Annotated in this window: 19 protein-coding genes; 15 read left to right on the forward strand and 4 right to left on the reverse strand. The window is 68.1% G+C overall.

Annotated features, from left to right (window positions below):
• Window positions 1-69 precede the first annotated feature (69 nt).
• On the reverse strand, window positions 70-840 hold the full coding sequence (locus tag MWU52_RS08205) for a hypothetical protein (protein WP_246951012.1): 771 nt from the start codon (window positions 838-840) through the stop codon (window positions 70-72).
• Window positions 841-921: 81 nt separating this feature from the next.
• On the opposite strand from MWU52_RS08205, the gene MWU52_RS08210 reads away from it, so the two are divergent.
• The 3 genes from MWU52_RS08210 to MWU52_RS08220 all read left to right on the forward strand — a co-directional run bounded on the left by MWU52_RS08210 (window position 922) and on the right by MWU52_RS08220 (window position 3,824).
• Window positions 922-1,572: an SDR family NAD(P)-dependent oxidoreductase gene (locus MWU52_RS08210; protein WP_246951013.1), complete on the forward strand. Its 651-nt coding sequence runs from the start codon at window positions 922-924 to the stop codon at window positions 1,570-1,572.
• Window positions 1,566-3,098, forward strand: coding sequence for a cryptochrome/photolyase family protein (locus MWU52_RS08215; RefSeq protein ID WP_246951014.1), 1,533 nt, complete (start codon window positions 1,566-1,568; stop codon window positions 3,096-3,098). The genes MWU52_RS08210 and MWU52_RS08215 overlap by 7 nt, the downstream gene beginning before the upstream one ends.
• Before the next feature lie 99 nt (window positions 3,099-3,197).
• Window positions 3,198-3,824, forward strand: a complete 627-nt coding sequence (locus tag MWU52_RS08220; protein WP_246951015.1) for a hypothetical protein — start codon at window positions 3,198-3,200, stop codon at window positions 3,822-3,824.
• Between the two features lie 3 nt (window positions 3,825-3,827).
• On the opposite strand, the gene MWU52_RS08225 is transcribed toward MWU52_RS08220, so the two are convergent.
• Window positions 3,828-5,351, reverse strand: a complete 1,524-nt coding sequence (locus MWU52_RS08225; RefSeq protein ID WP_246951017.1) for a 2-isopropylmalate synthase — start codon at window positions 5,349-5,351, stop codon at window positions 3,828-3,830.
• Between the two features lie 159 nt (window positions 5,352-5,510).
• On the opposite strand from MWU52_RS08225, the gene MWU52_RS08230 reads away from it, so the two are divergent.
• The 6 genes from MWU52_RS08230 to MWU52_RS08255 are packed head-to-tail and all read left to right on the forward strand — an operon-like array spanning window position 5,511 to window position 11,044.
• Window positions 5,511-7,184 carry an NAD+ synthase gene (locus MWU52_RS08230; RefSeq protein WP_246951019.1) on the forward strand — a complete coding sequence of 558 codons (1,674 nt, stop codon included), beginning with the start codon at window positions 5,511-5,513 and terminating at the stop codon, window positions 7,182-7,184.
• Between the two features lie 4 nt (window positions 7,185-7,188).
• On the forward strand, window positions 7,189-8,232 hold the full coding sequence (locus tag MWU52_RS08235; RefSeq protein ID WP_246951021.1) for a glycosyltransferase family 4 protein: 1,044 nt from the start codon (window positions 7,189-7,191) through the stop codon (window positions 8,230-8,232).
• 59 nt (window positions 8,233-8,291) lie between these two features.
• Window positions 8,292-8,702, forward strand: coding sequence for a VOC family protein (locus tag MWU52_RS08240; RefSeq protein ID WP_246951022.1), 411 nt, complete (start codon window positions 8,292-8,294; stop codon window positions 8,700-8,702).
• Window positions 8,699-9,637, forward strand: coding sequence for a glyoxylate/hydroxypyruvate reductase A (locus MWU52_RS08245; protein ID WP_246951023.1), 939 nt, complete (start codon window positions 8,699-8,701; stop codon window positions 9,635-9,637). Before MWU52_RS08240 ends, MWU52_RS08245 begins: the two co-directional genes overlap by 4 nt.
• Complete coding sequence (locus tag MWU52_RS08250) at window positions 9,634-10,731, forward strand: pyridoxal phosphate-dependent aminotransferase (RefSeq protein ID WP_246951024.1); 1,098 nt, start codon at window positions 9,634-9,636, stop codon at window positions 10,729-10,731. Before MWU52_RS08245 ends, MWU52_RS08250 begins: the two co-directional genes overlap by 4 nt.
• A gap of 49 nt (window positions 10,732-10,780) precedes the next feature.
• Window positions 10,781-11,044 (forward strand): hypothetical protein, encoded by a 264-nt coding sequence (locus MWU52_RS08255; protein ID WP_246951025.1) that lies wholly within the window; start codon window positions 10,781-10,783, stop codon window positions 11,042-11,044.
• A 289-nt stretch (window positions 11,045-11,333) separates the two neighbouring features.
• Here the strand turns inward: MWU52_RS08255 and MWU52_RS08260 are convergent, their stop codons facing one another.
• Entirely contained in the window at window positions 11,334-12,530 is a 1,197-nt protein-coding gene (locus MWU52_RS08260; protein ID WP_246951026.1) for an aminotransferase class V-fold PLP-dependent enzyme, read from the reverse strand.
• 102 nt (window positions 12,531-12,632) lie between these two features.
• Here MWU52_RS08260 and MWU52_RS08265 point away from each other — a divergent pair, with 102 nt between their 5' ends.
• The 3 genes from MWU52_RS08265 to MWU52_RS08275 all read left to right on the forward strand — a co-directional run bounded on the left by MWU52_RS08265 (window position 12,633) and on the right by MWU52_RS08275 (window position 15,800).
• Complete coding sequence (locus tag MWU52_RS08265; RefSeq protein WP_246951027.1) at window positions 12,633-13,361, forward strand: folate-binding protein; 729 nt, start codon at window positions 12,633-12,635, stop codon at window positions 13,359-13,361.
• A gap of 82 nt (window positions 13,362-13,443) precedes the next feature.
• A complete protein-coding gene (locus MWU52_RS08270; RefSeq protein WP_246951028.1) occupies window positions 13,444-13,902 on the forward strand; it encodes a M48 family metalloprotease in 459 nt (152 codons plus the stop codon).
• An 83-nt stretch (window positions 13,903-13,985) separates the two neighbouring features.
• Complete coding sequence (locus MWU52_RS08275; RefSeq protein ID WP_246951029.1) at window positions 13,986-15,800, forward strand: M3 family oligoendopeptidase; 1,815 nt, start codon at window positions 13,986-13,988, stop codon at window positions 15,798-15,800.
• Between the two features lies 1 nt (window position 15,801).
• On the opposite strand, the gene MWU52_RS08280 is transcribed toward MWU52_RS08275, so the two are convergent.
• On the reverse strand, window positions 15,802-16,500 hold the full coding sequence (locus tag MWU52_RS08280; RefSeq protein WP_246951031.1) for an NAD(P)H-binding protein: 699 nt from the start codon (window positions 16,498-16,500) through the stop codon (window positions 15,802-15,804).
• Window positions 16,501-16,622: 122 nt separating this feature from the next.
• Between MWU52_RS08280 and pth the strand changes: the two genes are divergently transcribed.
• Genes pth through MWU52_RS08295 form a run of 3 tightly spaced genes read left to right on the forward strand, consistent with a single transcriptional unit; the run spans window position 16,623 to window position 19,545 of the window.
• Complete coding sequence (gene pth / locus MWU52_RS08285; RefSeq protein ID WP_246951033.1) at window positions 16,623-17,312, forward strand: aminoacyl-tRNA hydrolase; 690 nt, start codon at window positions 16,623-16,625, stop codon at window positions 17,310-17,312.
• Window positions 17,309-18,334 (forward strand): DUF2332 family protein, encoded by a 1,026-nt coding sequence (locus MWU52_RS08290; protein ID WP_246951035.1) that lies wholly within the window; start codon window positions 17,309-17,311, stop codon window positions 18,332-18,334. The genes pth and MWU52_RS08290 overlap by 4 nt, the downstream gene beginning before the upstream one ends.
• Window positions 18,335-18,393: 59 nt before the next feature.
• Window positions 18,394-19,545: a serine hydrolase gene (locus tag MWU52_RS08295; RefSeq protein ID WP_246951036.1), complete on the forward strand. Its 1,152-nt coding sequence runs from the start codon at window positions 18,394-18,396 to the stop codon at window positions 19,543-19,545.
• Window positions 19,546-19,590 lie beyond the last annotated feature (45 nt).

A 19,590-nucleotide genomic window follows, 5' to 3' on the forward strand; every position in this document is an offset into this window, starting at 1 on the left:
ACATGGGCCATACGATACGCAAAGCCCGGCCGATGTGAAGCCCCGATTTCGCCTCGGCGGCGGGCAACCTCAGAACATCATGCAATCGGCCCCTGGCGGCAGCGGGTCCGCCCCGTCCGGCAGGGTCGGCGTATAGGAGAAGGTCACGATCTCCGCCCCGCCGTCGAACGCGATGAAGAGTTGGCCGGAACCAGGGCGGATCGCGACCCCCTCGGGATCGTCGCCGTATTCCCAGAGGCTCGCCCGCCCAAGAAACCCGCCGGTCGCGTCGAATTCGTACAAGCTGTTGGTGCCCTCGCGGTCGTCCACGATCAGCAGGTGCCCCGTCCGCGGGTCGATCGCGATCCCCTGCGCCTCGCTCAGTGGGGGGTCCAACGCCATCGTGTCGATCCGTTCCGACAGCGTCCCGTCGGGGGCGAACCAGCTCAGCCGTTCGGGGTCGTCCTCGACCGTCACGAGGCGGCCGTCCGCCGCCAGTGCGATGCCCTCGGTATCCGCATAGCCGCCCTCCAGCGCGAACGGTGCGGCCAGGGCGATGCCGTTCTTGGAGAGACGCTGCAACCGGCCATAGCCGTCTCCGACGATCAGCGCGTCACCTTCGATGGCGATGGCCTTGATCCGGCTCAGGTCGCTGCGGATGCGGCGCAGCTCCTGCCCGTCCAGCGTCTGCAGTACCGCTTGCGGCCCTTCATTCGCGATCCAGAGGCCGCAGAAGGTCGGGTCGTAGTCGAGGCTCGCCGGCCGGTTCAGCGCATAGCGCCCCGTCTCCGTCAATTCCAGCGCGGCGGCGGGCGGGGCCAGCAGGACCAACATCGCCGCGAGGGGTCTGATCGGCGCCATGGACGACCTCCGGGAACGGGCATCTCGCCAATGCAGGAGATGACACTAGGTTCGCCCTCGTCAATGACCGCCGGAGATCACATGGACCACGCCCTCGTCATCGGCGCCTCGGGCGGCATCGGCGCCGCACTGGCCGACCGCCTCGCCGAGACACACCGCGTCACGCGTCTCAGCCGGTCCGGAGACGGGCTGGACGTGACCGATCCCGCCTCGGTCGAACGTGTCCTGGGCGGGGTCGACGGGCTGGTCCACCTCGCCATTATCGCCACCGGCATCCTCGCGCCAAAGGGCCACGCGCCGGAAAAGACGTTGGGCGCCGTCGACGCGGACGCGATGGCCCGCACCTTCGCCGTCAACGCCATCGGCCCCGCACTTCTTCTGCGGGCGCTCCTGCCACTCCTGGCCGAGGGCGCGCGGGTCGGCGTCCTGACGGCGCGGGTCGGGTCCATCGGCGACAACCGCATGGGCGGCTGGTACAGCTATCGCGCCGCCAAGGCGGCCGCGAACCAGATCGTGCATGGCGCGGCGATCGAGATCGGCCGGAGAAACAAGGACGCGATCGTCGTGGCCCTGCACCCGGGCACGGTCGAAACCCCGTTCACCGAAGGCTACAAGGCGTCCAAGGTTTCGCCGGACAAGGCGGCCGCGAACCTGATCGGCGTCTTGACGGGCCTGGCCCCGTCGCAATCCGGCGGCTTCTTCGACTATGCGGGCGAGGCCATCGAATGGTGACGCCCCGCCTGATCCTGGTGCTGGGCGACCAGCTTTCCGACGACCTGAGCGCACTGCGCGAGGGCGATTCCGCGCGCGACGTCGTCGTCATGGCCGAGGTCCAGGCGGAGACGGATTACGTGCCGCACCATCCCAAGAAGATCGCGTTCCTGTTTGCCGCGATGCGCAAGCATGCCGCGCATCTGCGCGAAATCGGCTGGCAGGTGCGCTACACAACGCTCGACGATCCCGAGAACACGCAGTCCATCCCGGGCGAGTTGCTCCGCGCCGCCGACGCGACCGGGGCGCAGGAGGCGATCGGCACGGAGCCGGGCGAGTTCCGCCTGATCGCGGCGCTGGAGGACGGGCCCCTGCCCGTCCACCTTTTCCCCGACGACCGATTCCTATGTGGCCATGCCGAGTTCGACGCCTGGGCCGAGGGCCGCAAGGAACTTCGGATGGAATGGTTCTATCGCGAGATGCGCCGCAAGACCGGCCTGATGATGGAGGGCGACAAGCCCGCGGGCGGCAGGTGGAACTACGACCAGGAAAACCGCAAACCGCCGCCGAAGGGGCTGTCGTGCGACGGCCCGCTGCGGCACGACTCCGACGACGTCACGCGCGACGTGCTGGCCCTCGTCCGCGACCGGTTCGGCAATCGCTACGGATCGCTCGACGGGTTCTGGTTCGCCACCGATCGCACCGGGGCGCTGGCCGCGCTCGATCACTTCATCGGGCAAAGCCTGCCGCATTTCGGCGATTACCAGGACGCGATGGTCAAGGGGCAGCCGTTCCTGCACCACGCGATCCTGTCGGTCTACATGAACGCGGGGCTCCTGGGCTGGCGCGAGGTCTGCGAAGCGGCGGAGGCGGCGTGGAAGGCAGGCGATGTGCCGATCAACGCGGCCGAGGGGTTCATCCGCCAGATCATCGGCTGGCGCGAATACATCCGCGGCATCTATTTCCGCGAGGGGCCGGATTACACGTTGCGCAACGTGCTGGGCGCCGACCGGGACCTGCCCGAATTCTACTGGTCCGGCGACACCGACATGCGCTGCATGAACGAATGCATCACCGCGACGATGGAGGAGGCCTATGCCCACCACATCCAGCGGCTGATGGTGACGGGCAACTTCGCCCTCCTGGCCGGGATCGACCCGCATCAGGTCCACGAATGGTACCTGGTCGTCTATGCGGATGCCTATGAATGGGTCGAATCGCCCAACGTGATCGGAATGTCGCAATTTGCCGATGGGGGCGTCGTCGGGTCCAAACCCTACGTCTCGGGCGGCAATTACATCAACCGGATGTCGGATTACTGCAAATCCTGCAGCTACGTCGTCAGCCGCAAGGCCGGCGAGGACGCCTGCCCGTTCAACCTGCTCTACTGGAACTTCCTCGACCGGCATCGGGACCGGTTCGAACGCAATCCGCGCATGGCTCAGATGTACAGGACCTGGGATCGAATGGACGACGACCACCGACGGACGGTCCTGTCCGAAGGCGATACGATCCTGGCGAAGCTGGATCGCGGGGACCGTGTCTGACGGGCGACATATCCGCCGACTTTTTCGCGTATCCGCCCCAATTCCGCCGTTTGGCCGGAATAGTGTCCGCTCAAGATCCGATGCTCCGAGGACACCGACATGCAACTCGACCGCCTAGTGGCCCGCACCATGAGTCGTTTCGCGAAAGGCGGGCTGGCCAGCCTGCGCCCCAGGCAGGCCCCGGCCGAGGCCACCGCGCCGCTGGCGGCGACCGGCCCGGACCGGCCGCGCGGCTCGGGCAGTTGGGCGAACGAATGGGTCGGCACCAAGGCCGCCGTCGAACGCGCGAAATCGCTGGCCCGTCCGGGTCGCAAGCGCAAGTCCGGCAAGGCCGCGGCGGATTCGATCCCCGAGGGCACGATCCGCACCAAGCCGCTGATGTCGGCACGCGGCGTTAAGCTGCACAACTGGATCTCCGACCGCCTGGAGGCCGAGGCCCCGACCTGCACCCTGCACGCCTGCGTTTCGCTGGGCGCCTTCCTGAGCGCGGACACGGCGCATGAGGGGCACGACCCGCTGGCCGGACTGGTCGCGGACCTTCTGATCGTGGACGAGACGGGCCAGCCCATCGCCGCGCTGATCCGCGAGAACGTGGCCGACCCGTCGCGGCACCTGCTGATGCTGGACGCGCTGCTGGACGCGGACCTTCCGATCATCGACCTGCCGGCCAAACCCACGCTCAGCATGCTGTGGGGCGAAATCGCCGAGACGCTTCCCGGCGCCTGAACCCTAACCGTCGCTGTCGGCAGCGGCCGGCAGTTCCGGCGTATCTTCGACGTCGGGAATCGTCGTCTCCGCCGCGGTCGCATCGGCGGGCGTGTCCTCCGCGACCGTTTCGGCCGTGTCGCCCGTGTCTGCCACAGGCGCGGCAGGCGCGCGTTCGGCCAGGGCACCGGCGGACCATTCCCCGCTTTCGACCTGCCCGGTGGCATAGCGCATTGTGCCCGGGCCTTCGCGCCGTCCGGCGGCGAAGCTGCCCTCGTAGACGTCGCCGTTGGCGTAGGTAGCGATGCCCTCACCCTCGATCTCGCCGTCGGCCCAGCCCCCCTCGTACGAGAAGCCGTCGGCCATGGTGATCTGTCCCTGCCCCTCGCGCTGACCGCGGATGAACCCGCCCTCATAGACGGTGCCGTCGGCATAGGTGGCGCGGCCCTGTCCGTGGCGCAGGCCCTCGGCCCATTCGCCCTCGTAGCGATAGCCGTCGGCGAAGGTCATCACGCCGAAGCCGTGGTTCTGCGCGTTCACGAAACCGCCCTCGTAGACCAGACCGTTTGGATAGACCGCGCGGCCCTCGCCGTGGATCACGCCTTCCTTCCAGTCGCCCTCGTACGTGGCGCCGTCGACATAGGTGATCTTGCCGCGCCCATGCGCCAGATCGTCCGCGAACTGGCCGACATAAACCGAGCCGTCGGGATAAGTGACCTCGCCCTCGCCCTCGATGCGCCCTTCGGCCCAGCCGCCCGCGTAGATGTAGCCGTCCGTGCCGGTGAACGTGCCCTGCCCGTGGCGTCGGTCGTCCCGGAACTCCCCCTCGTAGACATCGCCGCTGGCATAGGTGACCTTGCCGCGCCCCTCGCGCTTGCCGTCGACGAGCTGGCCTTCGTACACGTCGCGGTTGGGCTGGGTCAGGGTCCCGACCCCGTTGATCTGGCCGTTGGACCATTCGCCCACATAGGCCAGCCCGTCCGGCGTGCGCAGCGTGCCCTGGCCCGACCGGACCCCGCCCCTCATCTCGCCTTCATAGGTGGAGCCGTCGGGATAGGTGATGCGCCCCTTGCCCTCCTTCAGGCCGCCCGACCAGCCCCCCTCGTAGCGATAGCCGTTCGGCGCCTCCAGCACGCCCTGACCGTCATGGACGGCGTTGACGAACCCGCCGGTATACCGCGTGCCGTTGGCATAGTCCGCGACTCCGTGTCCCTCGATCCGGCCCTCGGTCCATCCGCCGGTATAGGTCGCACCGTCGGCGAAGGTGATCATTCCCTCGCCATGCGGCTCGCCGGCAGCAAAGGTGCCTTCGTAGATGGAGCCGTCGGCGAAGACGGCCCGGCCCTCTCCTCGGATCTCGCCCTCCACCCATTCGCCGGTATAGGTATAGCCCGAGGGCAGGGTATAGGTGCCGGTGCCGTGCTGCTTGCCGTCCTTGAACGTCCCCTCGTAGACGCCGCCGCCGTCGTACTGCTTGGTGATGACCTCCTGCGCGATCGCACCCTGCGCGATCATCGCCAGCACCGCCGCCCCGATCAGCCTGTTCATACGCCGTCCCCTCCGCGCGTTCTTGGTTTTGCGCAAGGCTAGGCAAAGCGTGCCGGACAGGCAACGGGCGATCAGGGGCACGGAGGGCATCGGCGCTTCCCCCCGGCGGCCCCGCGCGCTAGGTCACGGCCGATGCCGCGCCCCGTCCCGGAGACCGAGATGTCCGACACGTTCCGCCTGACGATGGCCCAGCTCAACCCGGTGATGGGCGATCTGGACGGCAACGCCGCCAAGGCGCGTGACGCCTGGGCCGCGGGCCGCGCGGCCGGCGCCGACATGGTCGCCCTGCCCGAGATGTTCCTGACCGGCTACCAGCCGCAGGACCTGATCCGCAAACCAGCCTTCGTCGCCCATGCCCGCCTGGTCCTGGAGGAGCTGGTGGCCGACTGCGCCGACGGCCCCGCCCTGGGCATCGGCCTGGCCCATTGGCCCGAAGGCGAGGAGAAGCCGTTCAACAGCTGGGTCGTGGCCCATAACGGCCGGATCGTGGCCGAAATCCACAAGCATCACCTGCCCAACTACCGCGTGTTCGACGAAAAGCGCTTCTTCGCCAGCGGCGACGTTTCGGGTCCCTATGCCATCGGGTCCGTGCGCATCGGGACGCCGATCTGCGAGGATGCCTGGTACGACGACGTCACCGAGACGCTGGCCGAGACCGGTGCAGACATCCTGCTGGTGCCCAACGGCTCGCCCTACTTCCGGGGCAAGCAGGACGTCCGCTATGGTGTCATGGTCGCGCGTGTGGTCGAGACGGGGTTGCCGCTGGCTTACCTGAACCTGATCGGAGGCCAGGACGACCAGGTTTTCGACGGCGCCAGCTTCGTCCTGAACCCCGGCGGCCGGCTGACGCATCACCTGCCGAGCTTCAGGGAATGCCTCGCGCATGTCGATTTCGAGCGGACGAAGGCAGGCTGGCGCGCCGTCGAGGGCGAAAAGGCCCCGCAACCCGAAGGGCCCGGCGCCGACTATCGCGCGATGGTGCTGGCGCTGCGCGACTACATGACCAAGGCGGGGTTCTCGAAGGCCCTGCTGGGGCTTTCGGGGGGTGTGGATTCTGCCATCGTGGCGGCGATCGCGGTCGATGCACTGGGCGCCGAGAACGTCCGCTGCGTCATGCTGCCGTCGGAGTACACCTCGGAGCAATCGCTCGACGACGCGCGTGGCGTGGCCGAACGCCTGGGCTGCCGCCTCGACACCGTGCCGATCGGCCCCGCCCGCGCCGCCGTGACCGAAACGCTCGCCCCGCACTTCGATGGAACCATGCCGGACCTGACCGAGGAGAACATCCAGTCGCGCCTGCGCGGCCTGCTGCTGATGGCGCTGTCGAACAAGTTCGGCGAGATGCTCCTGACGACGGGCAACAAGTCCGAGGTCGCCGTGGGCTATGCCACGATCTACGGCGACATGGCCGGCGGCTACAACCCGGTGAAGGATCTGTACAAGACGGCGCTTTTCGACGTCTGCCGGTGGCGCAACGCGCACCATGCCGACTGGTTCAAAGGCCCGGCATCCGAGGTCATGCCCCCCCGTGTCATCGAAAAGCCGCCCACCGCCGAGCTGCGCGCCGACCAGAAGGACGAAGACAGCCTGCCGCCCTATCCCGTTCTCGACGACATCCTGGAGCGTCTGATCGACGAGGACCAGTCCGTGGCCGAGATCGTCCTGGCTGGCCACGATCGGGAGGTCGTCAAACAGGTCGAAAAGCTGATCTATCTTAGCGAATACAAGCGGTTCCAATCCGCCCCCGGCACGCGACTGTCGGAACATGCCTTCTGGCTGGACCGGCGCTATCCGATCGTGAACCGCTGGCGCGACCCCTCGGGCAAGACCTGACGCGATGGCGACGATCCTGTTCATCGTGCCCCGGTTCCATACAAACCTGTGGTTCGCGACACGCGCCTTGGTCGAGGCCGGGCACGACGTGGAAATCGCAGCAGCCACGGTTGCGGATGGCGAGGATCACAGCTTCGTCGCCCCGACCGATATCGGCACGACGCCGGATGCTGCTGTCGTCGCCGAACTGATGCACCGCGTATCCCCGGAACTGGTGATCGTGCGGGGCGACGAGGATCTGTTGCAGAACGTCGCCCGTGCCGGCAGACGGATCGGCGCCCGCGTCCTTAGCTACAACCTGCGGCCGATGACCCGCGTGACACCGGTCATGCGGCGGATCAAGAACCTGTGGCAGGGCAGGCCCCGACGCCGCATCACGCCCGTTCCCGGCCTGGACGCGAGGGCACGGCGCGATCCGACGGCATTCCATGTCCCGTTCCCTGTGGCGGCCCTGCCGCATACGGCAACCGCGCGGGACGCAGACGGGGGGCCGCGCATCCTCTGCGTGGGGAAAATCGCGCAGCGTCGCAAGAACCAGCATCTGCTTATCGATGCGTTGCGGCCCCTGGCATCGGCAGGGCGGCCTTTCCGGCTGACCCTCATCGGCTCCAGCGACCGGGCGATCAACGGGCTGGACGATGACCACTCCGAAGCACTGCGCGCCGCTGCGCGCGACGAGCCGTGGATCGATCTCCATCAGGATATACCGTTCGAACGGATGGCCGACCTCTACGCCGCACACGACATCTGCGTCCTGCCTTCGGTGGGCGAGCCGCTGGGCGCCGCGCCGCTCGAGGGGATGCCCTATGGCACGATCCCCGTCGTCTCGACGCAGGCGGGCGCCGCGGGGCTTATCGTCGATGGCGAGACCGGTCTGCGTGTCGACGTCACCCGCGACGGCGACCTGCAAGAGGCCATGCGGCGCCTGCTCGACGATGGCGAGTTGCGGGGCAAGCTCTGCGCCGGTGCCCGCCGTTTCGCCGAGACCGAACTCTCGCCCGCCCGATACGTCGCCCGGATCGAGGCGCTGCTGCCGAAGGGCAGATAGCCGGCGGAAGCGCGAGCTTTGGGTTTGCCCCCGCCCGGTCAAAGGGTACATCCGGGGGCATGAGCATTTTTCATCTCGCCTACAACGTCACCGATCTGGACGAGGCCCGGCGCTTCTACGGCGAACGTCTGGGTTGCGTCGAGGGGCGGAGCACCGACACCTGGGCGGATTTCGATTTTTTCGGCCACCAGATCAGCCTGCATCTCGGGCCACCCTTCGACCACGCCCCCACGGGCCGCGTCGGCGATCACATGGTGCCGATGCCCCATCTCGGCGTCCTTCTCGGGATGGAGGATTGGCGCGCCCTGGCCGAACGGCTGCAGGCGGCGGGGCAGGAATTCGTGATCGCCCCGACCCTGCGGTTCGAGGGACAACCGGGCGAGCAGGCCACGATGTTCCTGTTCGATCCCTCGGGCAATCCGATCGAGTTCAAGGGCATGCGTGACCCGGCCCAGGCGTTTGCGACGTGACACGCGTCCTGATCGCCGCCAAGCCCGCGACGCGCGCGCGGTACCGCGACCTGCTGCCGGCGGCCCTGTCGGACGCGGGCGTCCGAGCCGATGTGATCACCGAAGGGGAGGCGCACGAGCCATCCGCCGTCGACTGGATGGTCTATGCCCCGTCCTCGGACATCAATGACTTTACGCCCTACACGCGGCTGAAGGGATGCCTGTGTCTCTGGGCCGGGGTCGAGAATATCGAGGGCAATGCGACGCTCGCCGCGCCGCTCACGCGGATGGTGGACCCCGCCCTGACGCGGGGCATGGTGGAGTGGGTGACGGGGCACGTGCTGCGACACCACCTCGGCATGGACGCCCATCTCGACAACCCGGACCGCGCATGGCGGTCGGCGGTTCCGCCACTGGCACCGGGCCGGCCGGTCACGGTCCTGGGACTGGGCGCGCTGGGCGGTGCCTGCGCACGGGTGCTTGCGGCGCTGGGCTTTCCCGTCACCGGCTGGTCGCGCGGGCCCAAGGACATCCCAGGCGTGCGGGCTCTCTCGGGGTCGGATGGCCTGCGCGAGGCCCTCGGCCGCGCGCATATCGTGGTGCTGCTGGTGCCGCACACGCGGGCGACCGAGGATCTGATGAACGCCGAGACACTCGCGATGATGCGCAAGGGCGCCGTCCTGCTGAACCCCGGGCGCGGCGCGCTGGTGGACGAGGCGGCGCTCCTCTCGGCGCTGGACGGGCATCTGGGACATGCGACCCTGGACACGTTTCGAACCGAACCATTGCCGCGGGATCACCCGTTCTGGGCCCATCCGCGCGTGACCGTCACGCCGCATATCGCGTCGGCCACCCGGCCCGCCTCGGCCGTGCGCGTCATCGCCGAGAACATCCGGCGGGGCGAGGTCGGGGAGCCGCTGCTGCACCTCGTCGACCGGTCGGAGGCGCTGACGTGAAGTTGACCCCGCTTGCCCGATCGCTACCCGCTTCCGTCCCCTTCGTCGGGCCCGAGGCACAGGAACGCGCCCGCCGCGCCCCCTTCGCCGCACGCCTCGGCGCCAATGAAAGCCCGTTCGGCGCTTCGCCCCGTGCCCTCGCCGCCATCGCCGAGGCGGCATCCGACGCCTGGATGTACGGCGATCCGGAATATCACGATCTGCGCCACGCCCTGGCTGCGCATCATGGCGTGGCGCCTGAAAACATCGTGGCCGGCGAAGGGATCGACGGCCTGCTGGGCTATCTGGTGCGATTAACGGTGGCGCCCGGGGATGCGGTCGTCACCTCTGCGGGCGCCTATCCGACCTTCGACTATCACGTGACGGGCCATGGCGGGGTGCTGCACAGGGTGCCCTACCGCGGCGATCACGAAGACCCGGACGCCTTGGCGGACGAGGCGAGGCGCGTGGGCGCCGGGCTCGTCTACCTTGCCAATCCCGACAACCCGATGGGAAGCTGGCACCATGCCGACCGCATCGGCGCGATGCTGGACGCGCTGCCGGCGGACGCGCTCCTCTGCCTGGATGAGGCCTATGCCGACCTCGCCCCGCCCGAAGCGATCCCGCCCATCGCGCCGGACGACGCGCGCGTCATCCGCATGCGGACGTTCTCCAAGGCGCATGGCCTCGCCGGACTGCGTGTCGGCTATGCCATCGGTCCTGCGGCGCTGATCGCCGCGTTTGATCGGGTGCGCAACCATTTCGGGCTGGGGCGCGTCGCGCAGGCCGGCGCATTGGCGGCGCTGCAGGACCCGGACTGGCTGGCCGAGATCCGCGCCCGGGTGATTCAGTCGCGCGACGCCATCGCGGCGATCGCGCGCGAGAATGGCCTGACGCCCCTGCCCTCGGCCACGAATTTCGTGATGATCGATTGTGGCGGCGACGGCGACCATGCCCGCGCCGTGCTGGCCGCGCTGGTCCGGCGGGACGTGTTCGTGCGGATGCCCGGCGTGGCCCCGCTCGACCGCTGCATACGTATTTCCTGCGGGACGGCAGCCGATATGGACGCCTTGCGCGCCGCCCTGCCGGATTCGCTACGGGACGCGGGTTCGTGACTTCTCCTCCGACCGATCCACGCTAGGATTGGTCGGAAAGGAGGACGACATGGACGAACATCGCGTCAGCACGGTGGAGGACTACACCAAGGCCTTCCTCGGCATGGCGTATCCGGTCCTGCTGATGGCGCTGATCTTCATCTGGGCCCTCTGGGCCTATGCGGCGGCCCTTTCGGTCTGTGTGGCCCTGCACTGGACGATCCGGCGGCTGGCCCTGCGTCGTGCCCGCGCGGAGGCCGCCTGGGACGCCCGGGTGGCGCGCGCCATCGCCAAGGGGCGATCCGGGCCAGCGGCGGCCGAGCGGCGCGGCTAGCCCACCCCTCGCCTGCCAGAGGGGAACGGCGGTAATAAAGATCGTTGCAAGACGCCAGAGAAGCGCCGCCGAAACAGCGCGGCCGACTAGGGCAGCGCGAGCAGTTCCATCAGCGAAAAGCCCCCGAACAGAAACGGTGCCCAAGCCAACAGGCCGATGGCGATGATGAAGGCGGTGCGAAACTGGTCCGGCATGATCTCTCCTCCTGATGTCCCGTAGGCACGTAGACCGCGCCGCCGAAGTTTCGGACATCAGGCCGATCGTTCATGCAATACCACCTGTGCAGAAATCAAGCCCCCGCGATGGCTTTCGCCGCGCGGTCCAGCGCGCCGGCACCATGCGGAATGCCGAGCGCCTTCAGCCCGGCATCCATCGCGGCCAGCGTCCCCAGCAGCGAGTGCGCCGACACGTGCCCCATGTGGCCGATCCGTAGGAAGTCGTGCCAGATCGGGTCGTCGGGCGGGGCCATCCCGATGCCGATGCCCAGGGTCAGGCCGGCTTCGCGTTCCACCCATTCGCGAAGGGCCGTGCCGTGTTTCGGCAGGCGCACCGCCGTCACGGCATGGCTTCGCGCCTCGGGCGTGCGGACATTGCGCTCCATCCCGCCCGGCACCTCCCACGCGTCGAAGGCGGCGTGAATCGCACCGGCCAGGGTGGCATGACGGGCCCAGGCGTTCTCCACCCCCTCCTCGTGGACAAGCATGTCCAGCGCTTCACGCAGGCCATAGAGGTGATGCGTCGGCCCGGTCCCGTTGAAATAGCGGTAGTAGATGGCAGGCTCGGTTCGCGGAACCCAGTCCCAATAGGCGGTGACGCAGTCGGCCCGGTCCCGCGCGCGGGCGGCACGGGCGTTGTAGAACACGAAGCACATGCCGGCCGGGGTCATCAGGCCTTTCTGGCTGCCGGTGATGGCCGTGTCGGCACCCCATTCGTCCATCTCGAACACGTCGCATCCCATCGAGGCGATGCAATCCGCCTGCAAAAGTGCCGGATGGCCGGCGGCGTCCATTTCCGCCCGGATGGCGCGGGTGTCGGACCGGACCGAAGAGGACGTGTCGACATGAACCAGCAGCACCGATCTGATTTCATGCGTCGGGTCGTCGCGCAGGCGCTGGCCGATGGCCGCCGCGTCCATCGCGGTCCGGTTGCCGAAATCGAGGAACTCGACCCGCAGACCCAGCCCCCTGGCCACGTCGGCCCAGCCGTCGGCGAAACTGCCGGTGCGGGGGATAAGCACCAGATCGCCCCGCGAATGCGTGTTCGCCAGAACGGCTTCCCATGCGGCATGGCCGTTGCCGATATAGATCGCCACGTGCCCCTCCGTCCGCGCGACCTTGCGAAGATCGGGGATCAGCGAATGCGTCAGGTCCACCAGCGGACCGGTATAGATGTTGGGCGACGGACGGTGCATCGCGCGCAGAACCCGTTCGGGAACGATCGACGGGCCGGGGATGGCGAGCGTCTGGGGCCCATGGGCGAGCGACATGGCGGACTCCGGCGGAAAAGGTCCCGGGCATCGCTACTTGGCGGCTTCGCGGGGGTCAATCGGGGCTTGGCACGCTTGCGGGATTGCCTATCTGTATCGATGATGACCGCACGTACCGTCCTCCGCATCTCGGGCCCCGACCGCGAGAAGTTCCTCGCGGGCCTTCTGACGCGGGACGTGCCCGCGTCGGGCCTGGGTTATGCGGCCCTGCTGACGCCGCAGGGCAAGTACCTGGCCGACTTCATCACCTTCCGCGACGACGACGCCTGTTATCTGGACATCGCCGCCGACCTGGCGCCGGCGCTGGCGCAGCGCCTGAATATGTATCGTCTGCGGTCCAAGGTGGAGATCGCGGATGCCGGCCTGACCGTCGGTCGCGGCACTGGCGATGCGCCGCCAGACGCCCTGCCCGACCCGCGGCCCGGAATGGGCTGGCGCGTCTATGGCGGCCCGGGCGATGACGGCACCGACAGGCATGCCTTGCGGGTGGAGGCGCTGGTCCCCGCCTTCGGCCGCGAGCTCATTCCGAACGAGAGTTATATCCTCGAGATGGGATTCGAGCGGCTGAACGGCGTCGATTTCCGCAAGGGCTGCTATGTCGGGCAGGAGATTGTGGCCCGCATGAAGCACAAGACGGAGCTGCGAAAGGGCCTGGCTCGGATCACCGGACCGGATCTGGAACCGGGGGCCGCGATCACGGCAGGCGGCCGGGCGGTCGGCACCGTGCATACCGTGTCAAGGGACCGCGGCCTTGCCTATCTACGTTTCGACCGGGCCGAGGGGATGGAAGCGGCGGGACACCCCGTGCGCCTGGATATCCGCGGCATCTGATTGGTTTCGCCACCACTTTTTACGACGATCTGACCCAGTTTGACGCGATTGGTTGCGATTGCGGATTCGGTGAACGACACCGATGCTCCGCGACATGCGGAACGACGACGAGCTGGCCTTCGTACTCGGCCATGAATACGGCGACCTGGATGGCCAGCACATCCAGAAACCCGAACGGCAGGCGCGGGCCGGCGCCCCTCTGCTCGGCGTCGTCGTGGCGGCGGCCACCCAGCGGGCCCAGAACAGCGGCCAGATAGTCGGCGACAGCATGGAAATCGGCAGCGTGATCGGCCAGCGCGCGCTCTCGCAGACCTATAAGCTGGAAAGCGACACGCCGGGCACGCTCATCACGCATCGGGCCGGATACGACCCCGTGCGGGGGGCCGCGTATCTCGCCCGTCCAGACAAGACCGGATCGGGGCAGGGGCAGCTGTCGTTCTGGGACGCGCATCCGCCCGACGCGACGCGCTTGGCTACCATCATGGCCACCGTCCGCCAGATCGAATCCCGGGGCGGGATCGGGCGCAAGGCAACCCGCTGAGGCGTCGCGGGGCGGGGGAACGGTTTGCCCCCGCCCCGCGGAGCCCTTACCTGTGCCGGGATCAATCCAGACGAGGCCCGCGAATGACCCCCCTGCACGACGCCAATGCCACCCCCGCCGCCGGTGATCCCATGGGCGATCTGCCGGAATGGAACCTCGACGACCTCTATACCGCCGAGGATGCGCCGGAACTGCTGGCCGATCTCGACTGGCTGGAGGCGGAGTGCCGGACCTATGCCGCCGATTACGAGGGCAAGCTGGCCGGGCTTGACGCCAACGGCATGCTGCGCGCGATTGAGAGGAACGAGAAGATCGATCAGGTCGCCGGCCGGATCATGTCCTATGCCGGGCTACGCTACTACCAGAAGACGACCGATGGCGGCCGCGCCAAGTTCATGTCCGACATGGAGGGGCGGATCACCGACATGACCACCCCGCTGGTGTTCTTCGGGTTGGAGTTCAACCGCCTGGAGGACGACCACCTGAACGCGCTCTATGCCGAGAGCGACGCATTGGCGCGCTATCGCCCCGCGCTCGACCGCCTGCGCGCGATGAAGCCGTATCAGCTTTCCGATGAACTGGAGCGGTTCCTGCACGACACCTCCGTCGTGGGCGCGTCGGCCTGGAACAAACTTTTCGACGAGACGATCGCGGGCCTGACCTTCGACGTGGACGGCGAGCAGCTGGGCATCGAGGCCACCCTGAACCTGCTGACAGATCCCGACCGCGCCCGGCGCGAGACCGGCGCACGCGCGCTGGCCGACGTCTTCGGCCGCAACGTCCGCACCTTCGCCCGCGTCCACAACACGCTGGCCAAGGAGAAGGAGATCACCGACCGCTGGCGGGGCCTGCCCTCGCCGCAGGCGTCCCGCCATCTGGCCAACCATGTGGAACCCGAAGTCGTGCAGGCCCTGCGCGACGCGGTCGTCGCCGCCTACCCGCGCCTGTCGCACCGCTACTACAAGCTGAAGGCGACATGGCTGGGGCTCGACACGCTGCAGGTCTGGGACAGGAACGCACCCCTGCCGATGGAGGAGACGCGCACCATCGGCTGGGATGAGGCGCGCAAGACCGTCATGGATGCCTATTCGGGTTTCTCGCCGGACATGGCGAAGCTGGCCGCGCCCTTCTTCGACCAGGGGTGGATCGACGCCGGGGTCAAACCGGGCAAGGCCCCCGGCGCCTTCGCCCACCCGACGGTCACGAACGTGCATCCGTATGTGATGCTGAATTACCTGGGCAAGCCGCGCGACGTGATGACCCTGGCGCATGAACTGGGCCACGGCGTCCATCAGGTCCTGGCGGCCGACCAGGGCGAGATGCTGTCATCGACCCCGCTGACGCTGGCCGAAACTGCCAGCGTGTTCGGTGAGATGCTGACCTTTCGCGCCATGCTGGACGGGGCACGCGACGACGCGCAGCGCAAGGTGATGCTGGCCGGCAAGGTCGAGGACATGATCAACACCGTCGTCCGCCAGATCGCGTTCTACGATTTCGAGTGCAAGCTGCACGAGGCGCGCCGCGCGGGCGAGATGACGCCCGACGACATCGACGCCCTGTGGATGAGCGTGCAAGCCGAAAGTCTGGGCCCGGTGTTCGAGTACATGGACGGATACGAGCATTTCTGGGCCTACATCCCCCATTTCGTCCACTCGCCCTTTTACGTCTACGCCTATGCCTTCGGCGACGGTCTGGTGAACGCGCTCTATGCCGCCTACGAAGACCAGCCCGAGGGATTCCAGGAGAAGTATTTCGACATGCTTCGCGCAGGCGGATCCAAGCATCACAAGGAACTGCTGGCGCCGTTCGGGCTCGACGCGTCCGATCCGTCCTTCTGGGACAAGGGCTTGGCGATGATCGAAGGGTTCATCGACCAGTTGGAGGCGCTGGAGGACTGAGCTAGCTGCCCCGACGCATCGCGGCGAGGACCGCACGCGGGCCGGACGCCTCCGCCGGCTCGGCCCGCGCGATGGCGGGTGTCTCGCGGATGTGCAGGTCCTCCTCGGCGCATCGCAGCATGAACGCCGCCAAATCGCCCGTCCGCGTGCGGATCAGATGGCGCGGAATCACGTCGGCGAAGATCTCGAAATCGCCGCTGGGGCCTTCGTCGAGGAGCCAGCCGGGACGAACCGCCGTCCAGCGGATGTCGCCGGCTTCGCGCAGGATGCCCTCCATCCTGGCCATGTCGGCCACGATCGTGGACAGCGCCATCCGGGCGGCGAGTTCGAACCAGATCGGCCCGCGCGCCATGGTCCGCACGAAACTGGCCGAGATGGTGATCAGGCGGTCCACCCCCGCCCCGCGCATCGCGGTCAGTATGTTCCGCGTGCCGTCGGAATGAAGCGGCGGCGGCGACCAGGCGGCGCGCGACGCCGCATGGATGCCCACTGCGTTAAGGACCACGTCCACATCCGCCATGTCGCGCTCGGGGGCCCCGGGGTTCAGGATGTCCGTCTCGGTCCATTCCAGATCCGCGGCCTGCATCGCATCCCTGTCGTGTCGCAGGACCGAGGCGCGCACGCGGTGCCCGCGGTCCAGCGCCTGCCGCACGATCCGGCGACCGGTCGCGCCGTCGGCGCCGTAGACGAGAATGTGCATCGCGACCCCCGCGTCCGAGTTCCGCCGGTCAACCTTCGCCCGTCGATCCGGGTTCCGCCACCACTGGCCCAGCGCCCGCGATTGGCCTAGCTTGCCGCGCGCGAGGATCGAAAGGCGGCGCGATGCAACTCTGGGTTGGGCTGGGAAACCCCGGCGCGAAATATGCGGGCAACCGTCATAATATCGGCTTCATGGCGCTGGACCGGCTGGCCGAGGATCAGGGGGCTACGTGGCGGTCCAAGTTTCAGGGAGAGCTGGCCGAACTGCGTTTCGGACCCGAACGCGTCTGGCTGCTGAAACCCGCCACATTCATGAACCTGTCCGGTCAGTCCGTCGGAGCGGCGATGCGTTTTCACAAGCTCGAGCCTGCCGATGTCACCGTCTTCCATGACGAACTGGACCTCGCACCCGGCAAACTGCGCCTGAAGCAGGGTGGCGGGCATGCCGGGCACAACGGTCTGCGGTCGATCCATCAGCATATCGGCCCCGATTATGCCCGCGTTCGACTGGGCATTGGCCATCCGGGCCACAAGGATCGCGTCTCGGGTTACGTACTGTCGGATTTCGCCAAAGCCGAGGCGACGATGCTCGACGATCTGCTGCGCGGCATCCTCGACGGTGCCCCGCATCTTGCAGCGCGCGATGGCGCCGGCTTCAGCAACGCCGTTGCGCTGCGCATGAACCCGCCGCGCACCGCCGCGAAGACGGCGCCGCAGACCCCGACCGCACCGCCCGCGAACAATTCGAGCGATGAGGAAACCGAAAGCGAACATCTGTCGCCGCTGCAGCGATTGGCCCGGCGCTTTCGATGACACGGGCGCTGACGCGGGCATTCCACTATCAGGCCCGCGCCTGCGCATCGCTCGGATCGCCCTTCATGGCCCGCCTGATGACGCTTCTGGGCGACAGGCTGGACCCGGTGCATGGCACCGTCGCCGCAAAGCTATTCGCCTGGACGGGCGAACCGGGGCCGTCGAGCGCATCGCTGCCGCTGCGCCTGGCTGGCGGGCTGCATGCGCTTCGCCTGGCCGGTGATCGGACATTGGCCGATGTCTATCCGCCCGAGGTGGTGGAGGATGACGCGCTCTGGCGCGTCGCGTCGGACGCCATGCTGCGCGAATCCGATTTCCTGCTGGACTGGATCGCCTCGCCCCCGCAGACGAACGAACTCGGGCGGGCCGCCGTCCTGCGCGCCATCGGCCATTGGCTGGCGGCGCGTCAGGATCTGCCACTCGACCTGTGCGAACTGGGGGCGTCCGCCGGTCTTAACCTGCACTGGGATCGCTATGCCCTGCGGATCGGCGACTGCAGCTTCGGCCCGACCGACGCGGCCGTCGAACTGACGCCTGACTGGTCCGGTCCGATGCCGCCCGCGATCGAGCCGCGCATCGTCGCGCGCCGGGGGGTCGATCTGAACCCGCTGTCGCCGCGGGCGGACCGGCAACGCCTGATGGCCTATATCTGGCCCGACCAACCCGATCGCCTTGCCCGGATGGAGGCGGCCCTGGCCTCGCCCTCGACGCCGGTCGACCGGGCGGATGCGGCCGACTGGCTGCGGCGGCTGGTCCCGCAGCGATCCGGCACCACGCGTCTCATCTGCCATACCGTTGCATGGCAATATTTCCCGCCGCCGACCCAGGCCCGCGCGACCGACGCGATCGAGCGCGCCGGACGCGCCGCGACCGATGCCGCGCCCCTGGCCTGGTTCGGGATGGAGGCGGACGGGAACGGCCCCGGTGCCGCGCTGACGATCCGCCTCTGGCCGGGCGATACGCACGTGGAAGCCGGGCGCGCCGACTTCCATGGCCGCTGGGTGGATTGGCGCCTGACGTAGCGGCGCGCTGGACCGGGCACGGGCCACGTGATCACCTGCGCGCCAAAAAGGGGGGATACATGCGCCGCTGGATCGTACGGACGGGATTGGCGCTGCTGGCCTTGCTGGGGCTGGCGGTGGGCGCGGCCGTCTGGAAGCACGAGGAAATCTTGCGTCTGATGGCGGTAAACACGCTGTTCGACGCCGATCGCATCGTCGCGAATTTCAGCGAGATGGACCGGGCCTTCCTGACCGTGCCCGTCGTCGCCGAACCCGGGCGCGCGCTTCCCGAGGGGCCGGGGGTGCCGCTGCCGGCCGGCGCCCAGAAATGGATCGACGAGCGATCCGTCACCGGCCTTGTCGTCCTGCATGACGGTCAGGTCACGCATGAAAGCTATCACCTGGGGACCGGGCCGGACGACCTGCGGATGAGCTGGTCGGTCGCCAAGTCGTTCCTGTCGCTGCTGACGGGCATCCTGATCGACGAGGGGTTCGTGGCACTCGACGATCCCGTCACCCGTCATGCGCCGGAACTGCGCGGCACGGCCTATGACGGTGCGACACTGGAGGACGTGCTGCAGATGGAAAGCGGCGTCGCCTTCGACGAGGACTATTTCGACCGTGCCAGCGACATCAACCGGATGGGCCGCGTCATCGCGCTGGGCGGGGCGCTCGACACGTTCACTGCGGGGCTCGGCGCGCGGGACCGCGTGCCGGGTGGCCCGATGAAATACGTCTCGATGGATACGCATGTCATCGGCATGGTGCTGCGGGGCGCCACGGGACGCACGATCCCCGACCTGATGGCGGAAAAGGTGATCGGCCCGCTGGGCATCGGTCCGGCCTTCTATCTGACCGATGGGGTGGGGGCGGCCTTCGTCCTGGGCGGCCTGAACCTGACCACGCGCGACTACGCGCGCATGGGCCTGGCGGTGGCCCGTGGCGGGCGGCTGGACGGGCGCCAAGTCGTGCCCGAAGCGTGGGTCGACCAGTCAACGCGCCCTTCGGCCAACACCGAACCGGGGTCGATGAGATACGGCTATCAATGGTGGATGCCCGCCGACATGCGACCGGGCGAGGTCATGGCCCAGGGCGTCTATGGCCAGTTCGTATATATCGACAGGGTGCGCGACGTGGTGATCGCCGTGAACTCCGCCGATCGCGGGTTTCGCGAACCGGGCGTATCGGCCGCGAACATCGAGATGTTCCGTCGCATCGCAGCGGCGCAGTAGACCGCGGGCGTCCCCGTGCTACCTTCGACGCGAAAACAGGAGGAG

The sequence above is a fragment of the Jannaschia sp. S6380 genome (assembly GCF_023015695.1).
GTDB lineage: Bacteria > Pseudomonadota > Alphaproteobacteria > Rhodobacterales > Rhodobacteraceae > Jannaschia.

Excerpts from the sequence above, each read along its gene's own strand:
- MWU52_RS08275 (WP_246951029.1), top strand. The coding sequence starts at position 13,986 with ATGACCCCCCTGCACGACGCCAATGCCACCCCCGCCGCCGGTGATCCC.
- MWU52_RS08290 (WP_246951035.1), top strand. The coding sequence starts at position 17,309 with ATGACACGGGCGCTGACGCGGGCATTCCACTATCAGGCCCGCGCCTGC.
- MWU52_RS08270 (WP_246951028.1), top strand. The coding sequence starts at position 13,444 with ATGCTCCGCGACATGCGGAACGACGACGAGCTGGCCTTCGTACTCGGC.
- pth (WP_246951033.1), top strand. The coding sequence starts at position 16,623 with ATGCAACTCTGGGTTGGGCTGGGAAACCCCGGCGCGAAATATGCGGGC.
- MWU52_RS08240 (WP_246951022.1), top strand. The coding sequence starts at position 8,292 with ATGAGCATTTTTCATCTCGCCTACAACGTCACCGATCTGGACGAGGCC.
- MWU52_RS08220 (WP_246951015.1), top strand. The coding sequence starts at position 3,198 with ATGCAACTCGACCGCCTAGTGGCCCGCACCATGAGTCGTTTCGCGAAA.
- MWU52_RS08280 (WP_246951031.1), bottom strand. The coding sequence starts at position 16,500 with ATGCACATTCTCGTCTACGGCGCCGACGGCGCGACCGGTCGCCGGATC.
- MWU52_RS08210 (WP_246951013.1), top strand. The coding sequence starts at position 922 with ATGGACCACGCCCTCGTCATCGGCGCCTCGGGCGGCATCGGCGCCGCA.
- MWU52_RS08230 (WP_246951019.1), top strand. The coding sequence starts at position 5,511 with ATGTCCGACACGTTCCGCCTGACGATGGCCCAGCTCAACCCGGTGATG.
- MWU52_RS08235 (WP_246951021.1), top strand. The coding sequence starts at position 7,189 with ATGGCGACGATCCTGTTCATCGTGCCCCGGTTCCATACAAACCTGTGG.
- MWU52_RS08205 (WP_246951012.1), bottom strand. The coding sequence starts at position 840 with ATGGCGCCGATCAGACCCCTCGCGGCGATGTTGGTCCTGCTGGCCCCG.
- MWU52_RS08225 (WP_246951017.1), bottom strand. The coding sequence starts at position 5,351 with ATGAACAGGCTGATCGGGGCGGCGGTGCTGGCGATGATCGCGCAGGGT.
- MWU52_RS08295 (WP_246951036.1), top strand. The coding sequence starts at position 18,394 with ATGCGCCGCTGGATCGTACGGACGGGATTGGCGCTGCTGGCCTTGCTG.
- MWU52_RS08265 (WP_246951027.1), top strand. The coding sequence starts at position 12,633 with ATGACCGCACGTACCGTCCTCCGCATCTCGGGCCCCGACCGCGAGAAG.
- MWU52_RS08255 (WP_246951025.1), top strand. The coding sequence starts at position 10,781 with ATGGACGAACATCGCGTCAGCACGGTGGAGGACTACACCAAGGCCTTC.
- MWU52_RS08215 (WP_246951014.1), top strand. The coding sequence starts at position 1,566 with ATGGTGACGCCCCGCCTGATCCTGGTGCTGGGCGACCAGCTTTCCGAC.
- MWU52_RS08260 (WP_246951026.1), bottom strand. The coding sequence starts at position 12,530 with ATGTCGCTCGCCCATGGGCCCCAGACGCTCGCCATCCCCGGCCCGTCG.